This is a genomic window from Brucella sp. GW823-FHT04E01 (assembly GCF_058796175.1).
The window spans coordinates 193,508-210,903 of record NZ_JBXAIK010000001.1 but is presented as its reverse complement, the minus strand read 5'-3'; the positions used below and the strand labels follow the sequence as shown (position 1 = coordinate 210,903).

The following is a 17,396-nucleotide window of genomic DNA, read 5'->3' as shown; positions in this document are numbered from 1 at the left end:
TTTCAGGATGTTGGCGATGGTGCCCTCCATGACAGGAGAGTCATCGAGCCAAGTGTCGGGGTGAGCGGTTTCACCCTTCACGACCGGGTCGATCTTGGCGGCGATAAGTGCCTTCCGGCTGCGGTCGTCTTGTCGTCCCGGATGCCGATGAAGTGCCAGTGCAGCTCTACATTCGTGGTGTTCGGGTTCTCGATCGACGGACGGAAGGGACCAAACACCTTGCGTATTATTGGCATGTCAGCCTCCCATCAGGATTGACTTGGCAACTGCCTTGGCGAGTTGATCTGCCGGGATACGAGCCTTGAGCAACTCGGTCACAGTGCCCTCGAGAATGGGCCCGGTGGCATCTTCGCCCTCATTGAAGAGCCGTCCCTGCGACATGGCCTTGGCGTACTTTGTTTCCTGATCCGTCCGCAGGGCTGAGACAGTGAACTTGCGACTGGCGTAGTAATAGGTGAGCTCCCAAGCGGCGAACTCACCATTGTCGCGGACTCCTGAGAACTTCCAGATCGCAACCCGTTGCTCAAACGCATGAGTGTACGGCCCGAAAAGCTCCTTGAGCCTAGCCAAGGGTCACGTCCTGATTTCTCACGGCCCAATTTGTGAATGTCGCCGTGTGAGACAGACCGGCGTCACGGCGCACCGCATCGACCGTGAACATGATCTCGAACTCACGCGCTGGGATGCGCTGGATGTAGGCCATGCCGTTGTCGAATGTCTTGGCGTCGACCTTGCGAGCCAGCCCGGCAGAGATGGCGAAGCGTGCGGCCGGATCTTCAGGGACCGGAGCGCTGTTGGGGTTGGCAAGAACCAGATCCAGCGACGGCAGGTTCTGGTAGACGCGGAGGAATCCTTCGAGCTCTGCCGCAGCGCCTTCACCGACGATAGCCGACACACCTTGGAGGCGCAGTGCACTCGGGAGGTTGACGATCTTCGCTACCTGTTCCCACGACCGCGGAGTCGGGAAAGCTCGGGTGTCTGCCGGTAGTTCTATGCTGCCCACCTTCTGGCCAGGCATGAGGTGCATGAAGGCAGGACGGAAGCGCAGGAAGGCGATCATCTGCGGGTCAATGCCGATCCTGTTGAAGTATTCGATGTGGACGTTGTCATGTCCGGCGCTCGTGTCTGCATCCACGTCGATGTGGGCGAAGCGATTGGCGAGTGCGGTAGGCATACGCTGTGCCGCCGCACGGTCAGCCTGACGATTGCCAGCTGCCACCACACGCCAGCCTTCGGGCAGTTTGTAGTCGCCGACCTTGCGATCGAGAACCAGACCGAACATTGCCGCCATCATGGACGGAGGTGCAGCATTCAGCTCATCGAGGAATAGAATGCCCTCCTCCCCGTCGCGTTCTACCTGCGGAAATTCGTCGGGCACCTTCCATTTCGTCGTATCGCCGGAGATATCCGGCAGACCCATAAGCGCCACCGAGTCTCGGGTTGAAGCGCGGAAGTCGACGAAGCCCCACGTGCGGTCCTCGACAATTTGATGAAGCGATGCGGACTTGCCGACACCGGGAGGCCCCCACATGAAAGCCGGGATATCGGCGTCGATGAAGTGATTTAGCAAAGTCGTTGCGGACTTGAGGTTCATAGAAGATCTCCGTGTTTGCCATATCTGGCGAGGTTGGGAACGATGCCGAAGCGGGTCAGTCTGACCACGTCGGCTAAATCTTCGCCCTGCAGCAGCGAGGCCGCTGCATTGGCAAGCTTGTCACGCTCAAAGCGTGGAAAAGGTGTGAGGTTGAAAGGCGACAGGTCTTCTGGTGCTAAGTAATCGTTGAAGTTGGACCGGTATTTCGGCGCCCTTTCGCCGAAGTACCCACGATATCTCGTCCTCGGGTTGGCGTTGCCTCGTCCAAACGTCAGCTCGTAACGGCGGTTGCCTTTACCGTCGTCACACACCAGAACGAACCAGAATTTCAGGTTAAACTCGGTGACCTGTCGCGAATACGGACCGTGCAATACGCCGGTAAACATGGCGATCAGTCTATCCAGTGAGGTTCAGAGCCGGCTTTGATTTCAGAGACCGCCCAACAATGCAGGTTGTCGATCTTTTGCAGTTTGGCTGCTTCGGCGTCAGCCTGTTTCCGTGTCTCGGCGACGATCCAATGGTCTTCGATCTCGTTGCCGCCGTGATTGACGGACCACGCCACGATGAACATGGCATTTCCTTTCTCGCATGATTGCGGGTGGTTACTTCCAGACTTGATAATCGGGGAAGAGCACGGCCGGCCCACAGATGTAGGGCAGATTGGATTCAGATGCTTCCCATCCATTGGACAGGACATTGTTCCGGTAAATATCGGTCGCTCTGACGTTTCGGATATGACGACCGTTTATTGATGACGTCTCTCCTACGAACATGTCGCGGTATTCGTGGCGGTAGAGAACATTGACGCGCTCGATCGGCTCGTCGAAGAACGTACGAACATGTTCCAAAAGCTTGGCGCGAAGGACGACAGTGGCTTGGGGAACCGTAAACCGTTCCTCTTTAATGTCCCCGAGTACAGGGATGAGAAGAAAGCGCACCGGGGATGGGTGATTGCGTTCACTCATGCCGCCTTCTCCCCAAAGATCTTCAGCCAGGCTGCGACGGCAGGGGATGCTGTGAGCTTGGTCACGCACTTCGTTTCGAGGAAATCCATTCGGTCTAGCAATTCGGCAACCGCATCTGTGCCACCTGTGAGGATCGCTCTTCTCACAGAGTCACTATCAACGAGGCCTCCATCGCCGACGAAGTGCGTCTCAGCGCCTTCGTGGGTCGTCCGACTTCCAGAGTCGTAGCCGTCGCCACGACCAAAGTTCGTAATGCAGGACAGTTTCGGGTTGCCCGACACGCAGCTATCGACCGCTTCATAGGTGCCGTAGTTGATCTCGTCGCCTTCGTATGCGACGGGCTCCTCGTTCTCAACAGCGGTACGGAGCAAGGTTTGCCCGTGCTCCTCATCTTCCGCGATATCGTCGGAAACCAATGCTTCTACCAGCTCCTCGGCGTCTTCAATCGTGTCGAGGTGGCCCCCGATCTTAATGTTTGCCCACACACGGTCGCCCATGTTCGTCTCCTAATGTTCGCATGTTTGCGGGGTGAAAAGCGCCCCGTGGAGGGGCACCTGTTTAGTGTCAGTCGTCTCGGCCCATCGTGTCGAAGCGCTCGCAGGCTTGCATGATCTCCTGATCGTCCATGTCGCGGAGTCGCTTTCGTATGGCGCGTCGTAGTTTGCTCGCTGTCACGTCGGATGCATCCTCCTTATCGGAAAGCACCTCAAAGGCGAGGTTGTACGCATGGTTGAAGCGGAGCCTACTCATGCGAGGAAGTCAGACAGACTGTCGAGGATTTTCTGGGCCTCATCGGCTACGTCACGGCGGATTTTCGGGTTATCGCGAAGGACGTGCGCGTCATACGCAGCCAACGGTTTCAACTTGTCGGCCATGGCCGTCAGTTCGGGGTCGCCGGTGATATTCAGTGCAGGTAAAATGCCGATCAGGTCGCGGACATTCTCGACAAGGCTATCGCGAAACACGCCTTCCGTCTTATCGCCCGGGCGTCCGGCGGGTTTATATCCGTTCAACCGTTCAACCATGCGGCCAGTCACTTCTGCCACACGCTTGTAAATGTCCTGTACTGCGGAGGTGGTGGCCTCGGTCACCTGCTGCTCGATCTCATCGCGGATACGTTCGGCCTGTGCATCGGACATGTCGACGCGGAAGTCTTCCGACGTCGGGACCGGCAGGACACGGCAATCGAGTCCAAACTTGCCGCGCAGCATGTCGGTGTTCGGGTAGTCTTCGTGCTTGAACAGCGAGCCAAGCCGGTTCTGCGCGTCGATCACATGAGCGGGATAGTCGCGGATGAAGTCTCCCACCGCCCGTTCAAACTTCGCGGCTTGCGATCGAACCCAACTCATGTGGGCGAGATACCCGTCGGAAGCCATGATGCGGGTGCCGTTGTCCATCCACGGGAGGGTGCGCTTGAGGAAATCGGCGCGCGTTTCGCTTACGATGGAAACAATGGGCGCAAGTGCCTCTTTCGGCAGGAGCAGCTTGTTGTAGCGGCCTGCATCCTGTGCCGCATTGTGTTGCTGGTTCACCTCGTCGGTGATCTGCCGGTCAAGGCGACGGCCGGACCATTGCGAGATGGACAGGGAAACGATCATCGCACGAGTTGCGAGGATTGAGGACGCGGATTGCGGTTTGGTCATGATGTTCACGGTATTCTCCATAGTTGCCATGATTGGCGGGTTGTCAGGCGACCTCAGCGTTGCTTTCCAGTATTTCGCAGCCGGGCAGCGTGGATGGATCGAGCAACATGATGAGGCAATTGTCGAGGTTGGCCTCGTTGTACGTTTGTAGAACATCATCTTTATCCACGCCTTCGATTCTGGCGCGTTCTTGCGCAGTGTTAACAAGCGTGTGTACGTCAAAGATGCGCAGATAAATCGAGAACTCGGCGATCATAGCATTTCTCCATCTTCATCGAAGTTGTAGTCGGCCAGCGCCTCGTCAATCACGTCGTCGGACGTGAGATATTCGTGCTCAGCTTCGAGCTGGCGGTAGATCCAGTTCATGAAGGCTCGCAGGCAATCTTTGATCTCTGCCTCGAAAGCGTAGAACTCGAGCCCGTGGTGCGTGACGAGCGCGTTCCACGTCATCATCTGGAGCTCGTTTTCATAATCGACGTGGTCCGGCGTGGGGAGGTCAACGTCGAAGTTGGTGCACATGGAATTAGAGTAGTGGCCGGAGTGCGTGACGCGGACATATGCGTTCGGGATGAGTGGGTTGCACCGCTCGGACAAGTGAGCAAGGTCGAACGCGATCTCGTGCAAGCGAGTGTCTTGCGGGGCGTGTTCCATCACCTTGTTGAGCGCGGCGAGCGGGTCTTTCGTTGGTCTCCACTCGCCTTCAAGGCACGCTCCGTCGCCTTGCGAGCAGAAGCCGGAAAACCAAATGCTCAGGTCCAGACGTGTTCCGCCGCCATATAGCGTGACAGGATGCGTATCGACGATAATCCCAAGCATTTCAGCTATCTTGTTAGCGTCGTTATACGTGGTGTCCCACCAGTTGTCGTGCGGGTAGTCGCGGTTGCGGTAGTTGGACCGGGCTTGCTGTTTGGCGCGTTCAGACAGTTCGTCGAACGAAAACTCTGTTTTGTCGTCGGTTTCATCCTCGGCATGCTCTGTGCATTCCGGTGAAATGATGAAGTCCCGCCCTCTGAAAAAACAGGGACAGGACAGTGTCACGATATACGGCTGCGCGTTCATAATTCGTCTCCATTTTGCGCATGATTGCGGACGGGTTGTCACCGGCACCGCAACAACAGGCGGTAGGCGACGAGCGAAGCGGCGATGTAAGCAACGCCAATAAGGATACAGACGACCTCGAAGGACACGTCAGTTAAATCCCGGCAATTCGGGCGACCAGCCACGCGGCAATGATAAAGCCTGCCGACGTTATCAAAGCGGCGCCTTCGCTATGCTTTGGATATTTATTGCATCCTACTTGGATCAGGCCGAAAACTCCGACGATGAGCAGAAATGCGGCTGCAAGATAGGCGATGAAAGCGGCGAACATGAATTGACCTTTTTTGCATGATTGCGGATGGGATGCGTGCCGGTTGCGAGGGCGGGCGGTCACGCAATTTTCCCGCCGAAACAAGTCAGCCGGCTTTAAAAGCCCGGCGCATGGGGCACCTCCGGTTTAGAGGGATCGGAAGTTAGCCGCGTCGGTGCGGCCGAAGGCATGCGTGCTGGCGGCTACCGCCTATGCACGGATTTCTACGTTCTTCATGCTACCGGCGAGCAGGCGCGCGGCAGACAATGCCCGTGTCCTGCTGCGATAGGTTGTCAGTGTCTCGGTCAACCCGTTTGCCAGATGGACGGAAAGCGCCCATCGGCTGGATGTCCGGCGGCGCTGGCAGGCCACGATGTAAGTGTAAGGAACTGGACGTTTCATTTCAGTCTCTCCTCAAAATCGCATTGTTGCGGGTGGTTGTGCTTGTCATACAGGTACGTAACGTGACCCGTTCCAGACTTGCAGTGTGTCGCGGCTCGCAGATTCGCTGGAGCGGCGCGCTTCATTCATTGCATCCTCAGGGTCGAGGGCGCCGATCATGATCCAGCCAAAAGGCGAGCGGCACCGAAAACTGATAAGCCCCGGTGCAGCGAGCGGGCGATGACAACTAACAGCGTCATTCATTGACGGACTCCCCTACTGGAATGCCCGTGCAGGCTTCGAGATTTGCATCTGTGGGCTGAATTGCCGCCAAAAGGCAGGCAATCGAGTCAGTCGGTTCGGCAAGCGCATACGCTTCAGCTTCGCCAGTGACGGGAACGCACGACGTCCATTGGCCTTCACCGGACGATTGCGCAACGTCAACGCACGTTTCAAAGTCGTCGAGGTCTCGAAATTCTTCGACGACGGTAGCTTTTGTGAAGCCGTTGTCGAACGCGACCACGACATATTGCGCTGGCATATCAGGCCGCTGGATAGGCGCATTGTCGTGTGGCAGGGAGAAAGGCATGAGAGCAAGCGCGGCGAAAATGGTTTTCATTGCAGTGTCTCCAAAATGCGGGACGTTGACAGTCGGACACGCAATTCATCGGAGCGGCGCACTGCGGCTTCCACTTCGCGCACGAAAGCCTCGCGCTGCATGGCGCGGAAGGACTCGAAATGCGGATGACGGAATGGCGGCACGTCGATATGCCGCCGGACGGATTCCGGGCTTTTAAGCATGGCAAAATCTCCATAAATCGCATGTTTGCGGGGAATAGAAAAAGCCGCGAGCGAAGGCCCGCGGCTTGCAAAATTCAGTATGTGGTCAGGATTAGAAGAACTTTGTTACCGTGACCATGAAGCCGACCGCAGCGACGATAATTCCGCCCAGGCGAACGGTCAGTTGCAGCGTTTGACGCTCGATCATGGCTTCCAGCCTGACAATATCGGCCTTGGTTGCAACTTCGCTCATCAGATAATCGCGCACCGCTTCCGCGTGCGCCTCCGCCTGTTTGTCCGGGACACCTGCTTCGCGAAGGTGTTTTGCAAAACCAAGTGTATCAATGGTAGCGGCCAATAGTCCATTCCTTTCGTGCATGATTGCGGGATCGGCATGAAGCCGCGAAAAGGCGCAAGGGCGCATTTGCGTAGCCGCATGGGAAAGGGGCAGGCTATCGCCTACCCCCATGAATGACGCTGAACGGCGCGGCTTTTCAGGCCGCTTCTGCGACCTCCGCGACGGCTTCCGGCTTTGCCTTGATGAGACGTGCGGCAGGCTTTTCCACCTTTTCCGGCTTAGGCTGCGTGAGGGCACGCTTGTGCATGGTGAGGAAGTTGTTCAGCGCGCGAGCGAAAGCCTTGTCTTCCCTGCTCGCGGCGTCATCCTCAATCGCCTTTTTCGCGGCCGCTTCCACCCGTTCCATCAAGGACTTTGCAGGCTTCGCGGCGCCAGCATTTGCTTCCTTCGCGAAATTGGCCGGAGCCACTTCAAGCGCCTTTTCGAGATCCGACGCCTTGCCCTTGGCAAAGGTGAAAGACTGCGATTCCTTGTCAAACTTCGCCTTGGAGAAAGCCGCAGCCCAGGCACGGAGTCCGGCGCGGTAATTGACCGGCGTGACGTCATAGAGCGCGTTCAAATACTTGACGTCGTTATGCTCATCCAGATGAGCGATAGCGGAATAGGCGAGCTGGTGCTCACGTGCGGTAAAGGTGGCGATAGCCTTGCCCTGACCGGAAATAGCCTTGCCGAGTGCTGCGCCCTTGAGAACGTTGAAAGTAGCCATGTTGAATTTCCTTTTCCGTTTTTCGCATAATTGCGGGGGTAGAAGCCGAAATGACTTCACAAAAGGCAGGGTAGCCCTGCCCTTGATGCTGTCATTCAATAGCCGAGCCATGCCAGAACGGCACCGCCTGAAACGCAACCGCCATTGATAGCGGCGATTGCTTCGCCTGAAGTGCAATCGAACAACTCGCAATCGTCAAAATCGACTGCCTTGTGTCCGTGCCGTGCCAACTCAGCGATTGCCGAGTTAATCGAGACGGTGCTTTCCATCGCAGTTTCAAAATCCATCGTCGTGCCTTTCCGTTGAAAAAGAGCGGCCATAATCGCCGCACTATCGCAACGGAAAAAGCCGGAAAGCTTTTTCAGCAGTTCCGGCCTTTTCACATTGAAAATTCGTTGAATGGTTTTTTTCCTGAAACATCCGGCGCTTGCCGGGGACTAGCCTTATAGAGCGGCGCATGTTCAGTGCATCAAACCGGGTTATTCCAGCCGGACCGCATATTGCCTATTGTGCTTTGCCTTATCGCCCGTCCCGTTTCCGGCGGCGCATATTCGCAAGCGTCCTATTGTTAAGTCAGGCCGGACTAGCATTAACGCTAGATTTTCTCGCAGGCCCCGATTGACTGGAAAAGCTTGTAAGACTTCCCACGCATCAATCACCGATTCGCAACCGCGCCTTTCGTTGTTCCCTCATGCCCGTTCAATCCCGCTAATCCACACTGGCAAGCCAGTCACGATCTACGTCCACCTACTAAAGCACTAAGGCGAAATGCCGTTGTCTTACTGTCAAAGAACCCGGCTCATAAGAACCGCCTTAGCACCCGCTCTGACCGGGGAGCCGTCCCGAACCGCCGTTGCCGTCGTTTCGATACATGTAGAATAATTCGTAACGTATTAAACGCAAGCGGTATTTTTGATTTTCTACACGATACGTATCTAAATGATTGATTTTAAACAAAACAAATTTATACCAAACGTATTGTTATCATGCGTTATACGTATGTTTTGGGGATTGCTGGATTAGGCCGATGCATAGAAAAGCGTGCCTGAACCGCCGATAAGGTCGATTGATTCCTGTCAGGTTCAATAAGGGCGCAAGCCGTATGGCGAAGGGCAAGGCGCGTTGCATTGGGTAGGCCCGTGGGCATTTTATCCGGTACGTATTTTCAATAGGGGCCTTGTGTGGACTCAAACAGGCGAGTCAAACAAATGCCCATAGGCCAGCAATGCGACCGGCGACACGCCGCGCCATGATGAGCGACCGCCGCGCAAGCTTTCCCTCCACCTCACACATAGACACACATACAAGGGCACAAGGCCGGTAGGCCGGAGGCCGGGGGCGCATACACCACACGCGCATTGGCACCACGTGCCACGCCATGCACCGCTCTGCCATGCGCCACCAAGTGCCACGCCACGCCATGCCATGCCAATGCCCTACCCTGCCTTGCTACCGTATCTTGCGCCGGTCTCATGCCGTCGCCATGGTCAGCACGCAAATGTTAATGCATATCAATGGGTTAGACCCCCGGTGGCATTAGGTTCTTCCGAGGTGGGGGCCCCCGGACCGCGGGTCAGCCGCAGCGCAGTCTTTGAGTGGTTTTGATGATTTCAATTTTGGGGTTCCGATTCCGACAATTCCGGGTCTGAGTTCCTGCCCAGACGTTGAGGCAGATCACAACCTCGCAGGTTGTAATCGATGCTCAGAGGTGTGCTTCCACGCAGGGGTTTTACCAATCGCAAGTTGAAAAGAGGCCCGAAATGCAGATCAAGCTCGGGACTTCCAACATGTCGTCGCTTCGAAGCTTCAGCAAATTGGCGGAGCGCTTAGCAAAGGGCACCTTCAAGAACGAGCTGCACCGAGGTGTTGTCGACGCTGGTCGCAAAACAAAGACGAGCGTGCAGCGTGCCGTCACCAAGCAAATGAACCTGAAGGCCGGAAACTACAATCGGTATGTCGTTGCCGGAACCAGAGGCATTTCACGCAAAGCAATTCTCGCGTTCGACATCTTCGGTGTGAAGGGCGGGACAGACATTGAGGAATATCGGGGACTTCGGTCGGTTCGCAAAGGCAACCGTCTGAACGTTGGCCGCTCAGCTCTCGAACGCGGGACAATCCGGTCGGGAGTGTGGAACCATCCGCGCGTGTTCAAGCGATCGTTTGAAGCGGACGGGAATTTCTACGCGATGCTGCCACCGAGCGCCGGGACGTCTAGTCGCGCACCAAAAGCGCTTTGGACCTTCGGCCGGAAGCCAAACCAGCCTCGAGGCGCAGGCGGCAAGTTCGCCTCCTCGGGGGTGCAGTACGGCAAGATCCGCCGGTTGTTCGGCCCCGCTCTCATGAAGGAAATCCCGGAAGACGAGTCCCTGGACACGTTCCTGCGGATTGGACCGCAGCAGCTTGAGCTGCATGTCGGCAAGCGTATCGAGAAACTGATGAGGTTCTGATGGCCGCGAAGAAACCTGCGACGAAGAAAGCGGCAACCAAAAAGCCAGCTTCGTCAACCAAGTCGCCCGCAAAAATCAAACCTGCCGACATGATCGTCAACCAGACAGAGATGGCAGAAGTGCTCGGCATATCGACGCGGCGTCTCCGCCAGCTGGAGAAGGAAGAGCAAGTCATCGTAGCCGAAGCAATGGGCCGGTTTCATGTTGGCCGAGTTGTCCAGGCGTACGCAACTTTCCTTCGGGAAGGCGCCGTCAAGAAATCCGGCAACGAGAGCATGGATCGTCTGCGCGACGAGAAGGCCCTCGACATCCGCCTTAACCGCATGAGGAAAGGCCGCGAGCTGATCACGCTCGATGAAGCTCTTGGCGTGACCGATGAGCTGGTCGGTCTCTTTCTCTCGTACCTAACCGGGCTACCGGCCGAGATTACAGGGGAGCCGCGAGAGCGGCGAAGGCTGAATGACATCATTGACAAAGGACGTCTCAGACTTGCCGATCGTCTCGCCGAAAAGACAGCTGCTCTTCGCACGGGCGAAGAAGCTCCTGACACCGAGGACGAGGACTGACCCAATCCGGTGGGCGCAGGCCAACCGCGAGTATCCGGAAACATCGGGGCATCCAGGCCCGCGCAATCCGTACAAAACACCTTACATGATCCCGTTCGCAATGGCCGTACACGGGCGCACGCACAAGCGTGTGGTCATGGTGGTGTCGGCACAGTCGGGAAAATCGGAAACGTTTATCGATCTGATCGGCGAACGTCTCGATACAAATCCTGTTCCGATTATTTACGTCGGTCCTTCAAAGCAGTTTCTCACTGATCAGTGGGAACCGCGCATTGATGAGCTGATGAAAAGCACTGCGTTGAAAGAAGTATGCGCGGTGAAGTCCAAGCAAAAGAAGACGAAGAAGGTGATCAACGGCGTGCCGCTGCGCCTGGCGCATGGTGGCTCATCGACTGCGATGAAGTCCGATCCATTCGGCATGGCGTTCACTGACGAAGTGGATGAGCTGAGGAGCAATCTGAAAAAACAGGGTGATCCCGTGGGCCTGATCGACGCACGCGGTGACACGCATCCCGACTTTGTTCACGCGATTACGTCAACGCCAAGCGAAGGGGTGGCCGAAGTGGAAACCGACCCTGACAGTGGCCTTGAATTTTGGGCAGACTCCGACCCAGAGGAAGTCAAGTCGACTGTATGGCGGCTGTGGCTGACGGGAACTCGGTATCATTGGGCTTGGCCCTGCCCTCATTGCGGTGAATATTTCATTCCCCGTTTCGCTTGTCTCGCATGGGACAAACCGAAATCAGAGGACGGAAAAGAAATGCCGTCGACGCCATCGCTGGCGCATCGTACGGCACATCTGGTTTGTCCGAAGAACGGCTGCCTGATTTATGAAGAGCAACCGGGACCAGACGGTAGCAACCGTACTACTAAGGAATGGATGAATGACCGCGGCGTTTATGTATCGCCCGGCCAATCTGTCGACCCTGACGGAACGGTAATTGGTCTACCGCCTGAGAGCTGGACGCTCAGTTATTGGGTCTCTGGGCTCAGCTCACCCTTCGTAAAATGGGGCGAGCGAGCAGCGCGTTACGTCGAAGCAACCCGATCTGGCTCCCCTGACGACATCCAAGCCGTGAAAAACCAAGGCTTTGGCGAGCTTTATTCACCGGGTGGCGGTGCGGCACCGGAATGGAGCGAAGTCGCCAAGCGCGGTGAAGACAGCGGCTACAAGATGGGTGACGTGCCGGAAGGCGTTCGTCTCCTCACTATGACCATCGACGTGCAAAAGAACCGCCTCATTTACGTAATCCGTGGGTGGGGCGCGTATGCATCGTCTTGGCTGATCGAGGCTTCCGAAATCTACGGCCCGACCGAAGATCAAGAAGTCTGGGATACGCTCGCTAGCATGGTGACGGACCTTTACGACGGTTTGCCACTACGCATGGTGCTGATAGATTCTGGCTTCCGCCCTGGTAAGAAATTCCTGGTGCCAGAGCATCGGGTCTACGCATTTGCACGCCGCTTCCCGAACCTTGTCCATGCAACGAAGGGTTCATCCTCTCCGATGCGCAAGCCTGTGACTTCGAGCAAGATCGACATCAAGATCGACGGCAAGGACATCAAGAAGGGGCTCGACCTTCTGCGCCTCGACACCGACTATTTCAAGTCGTGGGTTCAGCAGAAGGTTCGTTGGGAGGATGGTGCACCCGGTGCGTGGAATCTGCCCGAGGATATCAGCGACGACTACTGCAAACAGATCGTTTCCGAGAGCCGCATCCGCGCTCCCGGAGGCAAGATTAAATGGGTGATGAAGTCGAAGGAGAACCACTTCCTCGACTGCGAAGCGATGCACGGCGCCTGTTCGCTGATCCTCAATCTGACTAAGTTGCGAGACGGTCCTCCTCAAAGGAGACGCTCTACTCGCGAAGTTCAACCAACCGAAATGCCAGAAGCACCGCCGACCCGTCCAGCCCCTAACCGGCCTGCGCGGCCATCGAGCGTGTGGGGCAGTAGAGGGAGCATCTGGTGATGGCCGAAGGCAGCGAAGAACCAGCATTGAACGTTTCCACGTTCACGCCGGAAGAGAAGGCCGCCTTTCTCCGGGATTTGAAGGAAGCGTATTACCTTGGAGCAACTCGCGTGAAGTTCCGAGAGCGAGACGTTTCCTACAGAAACCGGGCCGATATGAAGGCCATCATCGACGAGCTCGAGGCCGAGGTGACCCCGCAACGGCGTCGGAAGCGTACGATCCTAACCACGTTCAGCAGGGGGTACTAATGGCGAACCTACTGGACAAGGCCATCGGGTATATCAGCCCGAAGGCTGGAGCGGCGCGCGCGGCGCACAGACGGCGCATGGAGATCCTGGATGGCGCTCGTTCCTACGAGGGGGCGTCGACCGGGCGCCTTGCTAAAGGCATCAACGTTGTTTCGGGTACAGCGGATTCAGAAATCAGGAAAGCAGGTCAAACTCTCCGGGATCGATCGAGAGATCTTGTCCGCAATAATCCGCTCGCGACAACGATTGTAGGAAAACACGCCGATAACTTTGTTGGCTTCGGCATTACCCCCCGCGTCAAAGACGAGAAGGTGATGTCGTTGTTCAAGAAGTGGAAGAAGGTTTGCTTCTCCGGCACCGGTCTTGACTTCGACGGCGGTGTTTATCTGCTGGCTCGGATGATGGTTCAGGACGGCGAGGTCTATGTTCGCCGTCGCATCCGCAGTCGAAGCGACGGGTTCCCTGTCCCCCTCCAGCTCCAGATTTTGGAAGCTGAATATTGCGACTGGAGCAAGCAGGGTGTCCCGCCCGGCAACCCCGGAAATCGGATTGTTCAGGGTGTGGAGTTCGATGCCGTCGGCAATCGTCGTGGCTACTGGATGTTCAATGATCATCCGAAATCCGGCCTGTCATATCTGACCGGTGGCCTCGACAGCATGGTGAGCAAGTTCATCCCAGAGAATGAGATCGCACACCTGTACGAGCCGCAGAACAATCAGGTGCACGGTGTGCCTTGGTTGCACTCGGTGATGAACGAGATCCGCGACCTGAAGGACTACGAACTTGCCGAGAACATCCGCAAGAAAGTCGAGTCCTGCATGGTCGGCATGGTCATCCCCGGCGATGACGAAGTAGACGAGAGCGATCCGAACATCGGTCTCGACGAGACTGAGGACAAGGCTGACCCTGTTGGCGTCACGGACATCTACGGATTCCCGTTCGAAAGAATGGAGCCCGGCATGTTCGGCGTACTGCGTGGCGGCAAGGATATCAAGTTCAACAGTCCGGCCATATCAGCAGGTATTGAAGCTTACATCCGCACGCGTCAGCGCAGCATCGCAGCCGGCGTTCGTATGCCGTACGAGATCATGACTGGCGATTTCAGTCAGGCAAACTTCGCATCTGGCAAACTTGGCCTGCTTGCGTACCAGAATTTCGTTGAGATTGTTCAGTGGCACCTCATCATTCCGATGGTGCTTCAGAAGGTCTGGGACTGGTTTGTTCAGGCCGCAATTCTGGACGGTTCGATCCCAAAAACGTGGAACGAAGAGGTCGAGTGGGTTCCGCCAGAAGTGGCGAGCATCACCCGTCTCGATGACGCACGGGCAGACCTCATTGAAATGCGCATTGGTAAGCGTTCGCCGCAAGAGGTTATCGCCTCCACCGGTCGCGATCCGATGACTGTCCTTAATGAATTCGATCAATGGAACCAAGCCGTCGACAAGACGGCGAGCAAGGTCGTCTTCGACAGTGACCCGCGCAAGGTCACGTCGCAAGGCCAGTCTCAGTGGGTCCAGGACGGCGGTTCCAACTCAGGAGGCGATAATGCCAAGAGCAATTAGGGAGTCTCTTGAGAAAGAGATACGCATCCCAAAGCCCTATGCGGCCTGTGAGGTGCGCGCAGATACCTTCAACGAAGATGACCGAACAGTCGAGGTTTGCTGGACAACCGGCGCCAAGGTCAAACGGTACTCTTGGGACGAAGGGTACTACATGGAAGAGCTGGCCGTGGATAAGAAGGCGATCCGTATGGACCGTTTTGCTGCCATGTCCCTGCTCGACACCCACGAACAGTGGTCCATGGACTCACGTCTTGGCACGGTCGTGCCGGGTAGCGTGAAGATCGAGAACGGCCGGGGCTACGCCACCATCAAGTTCTCGCGCAATGAGAAGGCTGAAATCATCCTCCGGGATCTCAAGGACGGGCATCCGCTCTCGATCTCGGTTGGTTACAAAATCCACCGGTACGAGAAAACGGAGGGGGCTGACGGTCAGCTGCCAACGCTTCGCGCGATCGATTGGGAGCCCTTGGAGCTTTCAGTTGTGCCGGTGCCTGCTGACGCCGAGGCCATCTCACGCTCCGAGCCGACCGGCAAGGATGTCGAAAAGGTTTTGGTTCGCCAGGAAGATCATCAAGCGGCCGAGTCCGCAAACACCACGGAGACTACACCCATGAACAAGCGCGATGCAGCTAAGTCCTTCAATGGCGATAAGCTCGACGCTCTGGCCCTCGGCTCTGGTATTTCCCGCAGCGAAGGCGAAACCGATGACGCTCTGCGTGCTCGCCTCCTCGCCGCTTATGATGAGGAAGACAAGCAGCGCAAGGAAGCTGAAGACGCGGCTGCCCGCGCTGCAGCTGAAGAGACGCAGACCCGCACTTCCGCTCAGCCCGCACCGGTTGTCACTCAGCCAGCTGCTGTCAGCGCATCCGAAGTTGCCGAGCAGTCCCGCGCTGCCGTCGCGGCCGAGCGCAAGCGCGTCAAGGACATCAACGACCTCGCCCGCACGGCAGGGTTCAAGACCGACGACGAGATGGTCCGCAACGCCATCGACGGCGGCACGGATGTGGAAGCATTCCGCAACGCGCTGTTCGACAAGATGGTTGAGCGCCAGGCGACCAATCCAACCTTCCCCATCGTGGAGACTCGCGGCATGCAGGACTCTCAGGAAACCATGCGCCGCATGGTCGCCAACGCCATCCTTCATCGCAACAACGTAGTCACCAAGCTGGAAGACGGTGCTCGCGAATGGCGCGGTATGTCCACCATGGACATCGCCAAGGAACTGCTCCGTGCCCGTGGCGAAAGCACTCGCGGCTCGATGCATGACGTCGCACAGCGCGCTCTGCACAGCACGTCGGATTTCCCGATCATCCTTCAGGACATCACGACGCAGACGCTCCTCAATGCGTACGGCCTGTACGAAAACACCTTCCAGCTCTTCTCAACCCGGACGGTCCTTTCCGACTTCCGTGAAACGAAGGTGCTCGATATCGGTTCGGCTCCTGACCTGCTGCCGAAGAATGAGCACGGCGAGTTCAAGTCCGGCACCGTTCGCGAGAGTGAAGAAGGCATGAAGCTCCAGTCGTACGGTCGCAAGATCGGGTTCACCCGTGAAATGCTGATCAACGACCAGCTCAATGCGTTCATGCAGCTCGTCGCTAATTGGGGCATGAAGGCCGCGAAGCTGGAAGGCGACATCGTGTGGGGCGCTATTCTCCAGAACTCGATGAAGCTGAAGGACGGCAAGGCCCTGTTCCACGCGGACCACAAGAACCTTGCTGGCACCGGCGGCGGGATCGACCAAGCCACGCTTGAAGCTGCCCGCCTGCAGTTCCGCCAGCAGAAGAACATCGACGGCGAATCCATCAACGTCACGCCGAAGTTCCTCTTCGTCGGCGCTGACAATGAAACCGTCGCACAGAAGCTGATCTCCGGCGTTACCGTTCCGACCACCACGGCGGACGTTGTCCCGCAAGTGATCCGTTCGATTCAGCCGGTTTACGAGCATCGCATTGACGCTCTGAACACCAAGGCATGGTTCCTGTTCGCGGATGCTGCTTCCACCATGGGGCGCGGTATTCATTACCTGCACCTCCTCGGTTCGGAAACCCCGCGCACGAATGAGCGCCTCGGCTTCGACGTCGAAGGTGTCGAGTACACGCTGGCCCATGACTTCGGTGTTGGCCTGACCGACTATCGCTTCGCGTACAAGAACGCCGGCACCGCCAAGTAATCTGGCCTTCGGTCACCATCACCAAGGGCGCTGACTCATCATCAGCGCCCATCCTTTTTTTGCGAAACAAGGGAGCATCCCAATGCGCAATTTCATTCAGCCCGGCAAGGTCGTCACTGCTGTTGCTGCAGCCTCCGTCGCCAGCGGCCAGTTCGTAAAGATCGGCTCGATCTTCGGCGTAGCCGCAACTAACGCAATGGTCGGCGAAGAGTTCGAGCTCGCGCTCGGCGAAGTTTATGAGTTCCCGAAGCCCGCTGCTGAAGTTTGGGATTTCGGTGACGAAATCTACATGGACCCGAATGGGATCGCCACGAAGGTCGCCACTGACAATACCAAGGTCGGCGTTGCCGTGGTTGCCGCCGCAAACCAGTCGGGTGTCGGTCGCGTCCGTCTCAACGACAACTTCTAATCCCGGTGCGTGGTGGTCCTTAGCGGCCACCTCCTCCGCGTGGAGAGAGTCATGAAACAGTATTCCGTCAAGCACGACACCATCATCTTGGGTCGCCCGGTGATCGAGAAGGACATTGTCTCCCTCTCCGACGATGACGCCAAGGGCTACAAAGCCGCAGGGCTGATCGCCGAGGTCAAGACTGCCGAGCCGGCAAAAACTGAAATCGAGAAGGCCCCCGCCAAGAAGGCCGACAAGTAAAGAG

27 protein-coding genes are annotated in these 17,396 nt (G+C 57.0%); 8 read left to right on the top strand and 19 right to left on the bottom strand.

Annotation, left to right across the window (positions count from 1 at the left end):
• Positions 1-77: 77 nt before the first annotated feature.
• From AC1RHM_RS01075 to AC1RHM_RS00985, 19 genes are all read right to left on the bottom strand, one after another.
• Positions 78-236, bottom strand: a complete 159-nt coding sequence (locus tag AC1RHM_RS01075; RefSeq protein ID WP_492332391.1) for a hypothetical protein — start codon at positions 234-236, stop codon at positions 78-80.
• A gap of 1 nt (position 237) precedes the next feature.
• Positions 238-570, bottom strand: coding sequence for a hypothetical protein (locus AC1RHM_RS01070; protein ID WP_492332390.1), 333 nt, complete (start codon positions 568-570; stop codon positions 238-240).
• Positions 563-1,594 carry an AAA family ATPase gene (locus AC1RHM_RS01065; RefSeq protein WP_492332389.1) on the bottom strand — a complete coding sequence of 344 codons (1,032 nt, stop codon included), beginning with the start codon at positions 1,592-1,594 and terminating at the stop codon, positions 563-565. The genes AC1RHM_RS01070 and AC1RHM_RS01065 overlap by 8 nt, the downstream gene beginning before the upstream one ends.
• Entirely contained in the window at positions 1,591-1,980 is a 390-nt protein-coding gene (locus tag AC1RHM_RS01060) for a hypothetical protein (protein WP_492332388.1), read from the bottom strand. Before AC1RHM_RS01060 ends, AC1RHM_RS01065 begins: the two co-directional genes overlap by 4 nt.
• A gap of 5 nt (positions 1,981-1,985) precedes the next feature.
• Positions 1,986-2,165 carry a hypothetical protein gene (locus AC1RHM_RS01055; protein WP_492332387.1) on the bottom strand — a complete coding sequence of 60 codons (180 nt, stop codon included), beginning with the start codon at positions 2,163-2,165 and terminating at the stop codon, positions 1,986-1,988.
• Positions 2,166-2,196: 31 nt separating this feature from the next.
• Positions 2,197-2,559, bottom strand: coding sequence for a hypothetical protein (locus AC1RHM_RS01050; protein WP_492332386.1), 363 nt, complete (start codon positions 2,557-2,559; stop codon positions 2,197-2,199).
• On the bottom strand, positions 2,556-3,056 hold the full coding sequence (locus tag AC1RHM_RS01045; RefSeq protein WP_492332385.1) for a hypothetical protein: 501 nt from the start codon (positions 3,054-3,056) through the stop codon (positions 2,556-2,558). Before AC1RHM_RS01045 ends, AC1RHM_RS01050 begins: the two co-directional genes overlap by 4 nt.
• 67 nt (positions 3,057-3,123) lie before the next feature.
• Positions 3,124-3,309, bottom strand: coding sequence for a hypothetical protein (locus AC1RHM_RS01040; RefSeq protein WP_492332384.1), 186 nt, complete (start codon positions 3,307-3,309; stop codon positions 3,124-3,126).
• On the bottom strand, positions 3,306-4,211 hold the full coding sequence (locus AC1RHM_RS01035; protein WP_492332383.1) for a hypothetical protein: 906 nt from the start codon (positions 4,209-4,211) through the stop codon (positions 3,306-3,308). Before AC1RHM_RS01035 ends, AC1RHM_RS01040 begins: the two co-directional genes overlap by 4 nt.
• Positions 4,212-4,245: 34 nt before the next feature.
• Positions 4,246-4,458, bottom strand: coding sequence for a hypothetical protein (locus tag AC1RHM_RS01030; protein WP_492332382.1), 213 nt, complete (start codon positions 4,456-4,458; stop codon positions 4,246-4,248).
• The gene (locus AC1RHM_RS01025) at positions 4,455-5,261 is read right to left on the bottom strand and encodes a DUF8835 domain-containing pootine (protein ID WP_492332381.1); all 807 of its coding nucleotides are present in this window, start codon (positions 5,259-5,261) and stop codon (positions 4,455-4,457) included. The genes AC1RHM_RS01030 and AC1RHM_RS01025 overlap by 4 nt, the downstream gene beginning before the upstream one ends.
• Before the next feature lie 133 nt (positions 5,262-5,394).
• Complete coding sequence (locus AC1RHM_RS01020) at positions 5,395-5,571, bottom strand: hypothetical protein (RefSeq protein ID WP_492332380.1); 177 nt, start codon at positions 5,569-5,571, stop codon at positions 5,395-5,397.
• Between the two features lie 189 nt (positions 5,572-5,760).
• The gene (locus tag AC1RHM_RS01015; RefSeq protein WP_492332379.1) at positions 5,761-5,952 is read right to left on the bottom strand and encodes a hypothetical protein; all 192 of its coding nucleotides are present in this window, start codon (positions 5,950-5,952) and stop codon (positions 5,761-5,763) included.
• Positions 5,953-5,997: 45 nt separating this feature from the next.
• On the bottom strand, positions 5,998-6,195 hold the full coding sequence (locus AC1RHM_RS01010; protein WP_492332378.1) for a hypothetical protein: 198 nt from the start codon (positions 6,193-6,195) through the stop codon (positions 5,998-6,000).
• Positions 6,188-6,550 (bottom strand): hypothetical protein, encoded by a 363-nt coding sequence (locus AC1RHM_RS01005; protein ID WP_492332377.1) that lies wholly within the window; start codon positions 6,548-6,550, stop codon positions 6,188-6,190. The genes AC1RHM_RS01010 and AC1RHM_RS01005 overlap by 8 nt, the downstream gene beginning before the upstream one ends.
• Positions 6,547-6,732, bottom strand: coding sequence for a hypothetical protein (locus tag AC1RHM_RS01000; protein WP_492332376.1), 186 nt, complete (start codon positions 6,730-6,732; stop codon positions 6,547-6,549). Before AC1RHM_RS01000 ends, AC1RHM_RS01005 begins: the two co-directional genes overlap by 4 nt.
• Positions 6,733-6,823: 91 nt before the next feature.
• The gene (locus tag AC1RHM_RS00995; protein WP_492332375.1) at positions 6,824-7,069 is read right to left on the bottom strand and encodes a hypothetical protein; all 246 of its coding nucleotides are present in this window, start codon (positions 7,067-7,069) and stop codon (positions 6,824-6,826) included.
• A 136-nt stretch (positions 7,070-7,205) separates the two neighbouring features.
• Positions 7,206-7,775, bottom strand: coding sequence for a Rossmann-fold NAD(P)-binding domain-containing protein (locus tag AC1RHM_RS00990; RefSeq protein ID WP_492332374.1), 570 nt, complete (start codon positions 7,773-7,775; stop codon positions 7,206-7,208).
• A gap of 95 nt (positions 7,776-7,870) precedes the next feature.
• A complete protein-coding gene (locus AC1RHM_RS00985; RefSeq protein ID WP_492332373.1) occupies positions 7,871-8,062 on the bottom strand; it encodes a hypothetical protein in 192 nt (63 codons plus the stop codon).
• A 1,473-nt stretch (positions 8,063-9,535) separates the two neighbouring features.
• On the opposite strand from AC1RHM_RS00985, the gene AC1RHM_RS00980 reads away from it, so the two are divergent.
• The 8 genes from AC1RHM_RS00980 to AC1RHM_RS00945 all read left to right on the top strand — a co-directional run bounded on the left by AC1RHM_RS00980 (position 9,536) and on the right by AC1RHM_RS00945 (position 17,392).
• A complete protein-coding gene (locus AC1RHM_RS00980) occupies positions 9,536-10,222 on the top strand; it encodes a hypothetical protein (RefSeq protein ID WP_492332372.1) in 687 nt (228 codons plus the stop codon).
• Positions 10,222-10,788, top strand: coding sequence for a hypothetical protein (locus AC1RHM_RS00975; protein WP_492332371.1), 567 nt, complete (start codon positions 10,222-10,224; stop codon positions 10,786-10,788). Before AC1RHM_RS00980 ends, AC1RHM_RS00975 begins: the two co-directional genes overlap by 1 nt.
• Entirely contained in the window at positions 10,682-12,760 is a 2,079-nt protein-coding gene (locus tag AC1RHM_RS00970; protein WP_492332370.1) for a terminase gpA endonuclease subunit, read from the top strand. The genes AC1RHM_RS00975 and AC1RHM_RS00970 overlap by 107 nt, the downstream gene beginning before the upstream one ends.
• A complete protein-coding gene (locus tag AC1RHM_RS00965; protein ID WP_492332369.1) occupies positions 12,760-13,008 on the top strand; it encodes a phage head-tail joining protein in 249 nt (82 codons plus the stop codon). The genes AC1RHM_RS00970 and AC1RHM_RS00965 overlap by 1 nt, the downstream gene beginning before the upstream one ends.
• A complete protein-coding gene (locus tag AC1RHM_RS00960; RefSeq protein WP_492332368.1) occupies positions 13,008-14,570 on the top strand; it encodes a phage portal protein in 1,563 nt (520 codons plus the stop codon). Before AC1RHM_RS00965 ends, AC1RHM_RS00960 begins: the two co-directional genes overlap by 1 nt.
• Positions 14,554-16,743 carry a prohead protease/major capsid protein fusion protein gene (locus AC1RHM_RS00955; protein WP_492332367.1) on the top strand — a complete coding sequence of 730 codons (2,190 nt, stop codon included), beginning with the start codon at positions 14,554-14,556 and terminating at the stop codon, positions 16,741-16,743. Before AC1RHM_RS00960 ends, AC1RHM_RS00955 begins: the two co-directional genes overlap by 17 nt.
• A gap of 82 nt (positions 16,744-16,825) precedes the next feature.
• Positions 16,826-17,152, top strand: coding sequence for a DUF2190 family protein (locus tag AC1RHM_RS00950; protein WP_492332366.1), 327 nt, complete (start codon positions 16,826-16,828; stop codon positions 17,150-17,152).
• 51 nt (positions 17,153-17,203) lie between these two features.
• Positions 17,204-17,392: a hypothetical protein gene (locus tag AC1RHM_RS00945; protein WP_492332365.1), complete on the top strand. Its 189-nt coding sequence runs from the start codon at positions 17,204-17,206 to the stop codon at positions 17,390-17,392.
• Positions 17,393-17,396: the final 4 nt, after the last annotated feature.

What these genes read in the sequence shown, in the direction of transcription:
- AC1RHM_RS00955 (WP_492332367.1), top strand. Translation starts at nt 14,554, where the DNA reads ATGCCAAGAGCAATTAGGGAGTCTCTTGAGAAAGAGATACGCATCCCA.
- AC1RHM_RS00960 (WP_492332368.1), top strand. Translation starts at nt 13,008, where the DNA reads ATGGCGAACCTACTGGACAAGGCCATCGGGTATATCAGCCCGAAGGCT.
- AC1RHM_RS00970 (WP_492332370.1), top strand. Translation starts at nt 10,682, where the DNA reads ATGACATCATTGACAAAGGACGTCTCAGACTTGCCGATCGTCTCGCCG.
- AC1RHM_RS01010 (WP_492332378.1), bottom strand. Translation starts at nt 6,195, where the DNA reads ATGAATGACGCTGTTAGTTGTCATCGCCCGCTCGCTGCACCGGGGCTT.
- AC1RHM_RS01040 (WP_492332384.1), bottom strand. Translation starts at nt 3,309, where the DNA reads ATGAGTAGGCTCCGCTTCAACCATGCGTACAACCTCGCCTTTGAGGTG.
- AC1RHM_RS01020 (WP_492332380.1), bottom strand. Translation starts at nt 5,571, where the DNA reads ATGTTCGCCGCTTTCATCGCCTATCTTGCAGCCGCATTTCTGCTCATC.
- AC1RHM_RS00985 (WP_492332373.1), bottom strand. Translation starts at nt 8,062, where the DNA reads ATGGATTTTGAAACTGCGATGGAAAGCACCGTCTCGATTAACTCGGCA.
- AC1RHM_RS01050 (WP_492332386.1), bottom strand. Translation starts at nt 2,559, where the DNA reads ATGAGTGAACGCAATCACCCATCCCCGGTGCGCTTTCTTCTCATCCCT.
- AC1RHM_RS01055 (WP_492332387.1), bottom strand. Translation starts at nt 2,165, where the DNA reads ATGTTCATCGTGGCGTGGTCCGTCAATCACGGCGGCAACGAGATCGAA.
- AC1RHM_RS00990 (WP_492332374.1), bottom strand. Translation starts at nt 7,775, where the DNA reads ATGGCTACTTTCAACGTTCTCAAGGGCGCAGCACTCGGCAAGGCTATT.
- AC1RHM_RS00975 (WP_492332371.1), top strand. Translation starts at nt 10,222, where the DNA reads ATGGCCGCGAAGAAACCTGCGACGAAGAAAGCGGCAACCAAAAAGCCA.
- AC1RHM_RS01000 (WP_492332376.1), bottom strand. Translation starts at nt 6,732, where the DNA reads ATGCTTAAAAGCCCGGAATCCGTCCGGCGGCATATCGACGTGCCGCCA.
- AC1RHM_RS01060 (WP_492332388.1), bottom strand. Translation starts at nt 1,980, where the DNA reads ATGTTTACCGGCGTATTGCACGGTCCGTATTCGCGACAGGTCACCGAG.
- AC1RHM_RS01065 (WP_492332389.1), bottom strand. Translation starts at nt 1,594, where the DNA reads ATGAACCTCAAGTCCGCAACGACTTTGCTAAATCACTTCATCGACGCC.
- AC1RHM_RS00965 (WP_492332369.1), top strand. Translation starts at nt 12,760, where the DNA reads ATGGCCGAAGGCAGCGAAGAACCAGCATTGAACGTTTCCACGTTCACG.
- AC1RHM_RS01015 (WP_492332379.1), bottom strand. Translation starts at nt 5,952, where the DNA reads ATGAAACGTCCAGTTCCTTACACTTACATCGTGGCCTGCCAGCGCCGC.
- AC1RHM_RS01075 (WP_492332391.1), bottom strand. Translation starts at nt 236, where the DNA reads ATGCCAATAATACGCAAGGTGTTTGGTCCCTTCCGTCCGTCGATCGAG.
- AC1RHM_RS01045 (WP_492332385.1), bottom strand. Translation starts at nt 3,056, where the DNA reads ATGGGCGACCGTGTGTGGGCAAACATTAAGATCGGGGGCCACCTCGAC.
- AC1RHM_RS01030 (WP_492332382.1), bottom strand. Translation starts at nt 4,458, where the DNA reads ATGATCGCCGAGTTCTCGATTTATCTGCGCATCTTTGACGTACACACG.
- AC1RHM_RS01025 (WP_492332381.1), bottom strand. Translation starts at nt 5,261, where the DNA reads ATGAACGCGCAGCCGTATATCGTGACACTGTCCTGTCCCTGTTTTTTC.
- AC1RHM_RS00950 (WP_492332366.1), top strand. Translation starts at nt 16,826, where the DNA reads ATGCGCAATTTCATTCAGCCCGGCAAGGTCGTCACTGCTGTTGCTGCA.
- AC1RHM_RS01005 (WP_492332377.1), bottom strand. Translation starts at nt 6,550, where the DNA reads ATGAAAACCATTTTCGCCGCGCTTGCTCTCATGCCTTTCTCCCTGCCA.
- AC1RHM_RS00945 (WP_492332365.1), top strand. Translation starts at nt 17,204, where the DNA reads ATGAAACAGTATTCCGTCAAGCACGACACCATCATCTTGGGTCGCCCG.
- AC1RHM_RS00980 (WP_492332372.1), top strand. Translation starts at nt 9,536, where the DNA reads ATGCAGATCAAGCTCGGGACTTCCAACATGTCGTCGCTTCGAAGCTTC.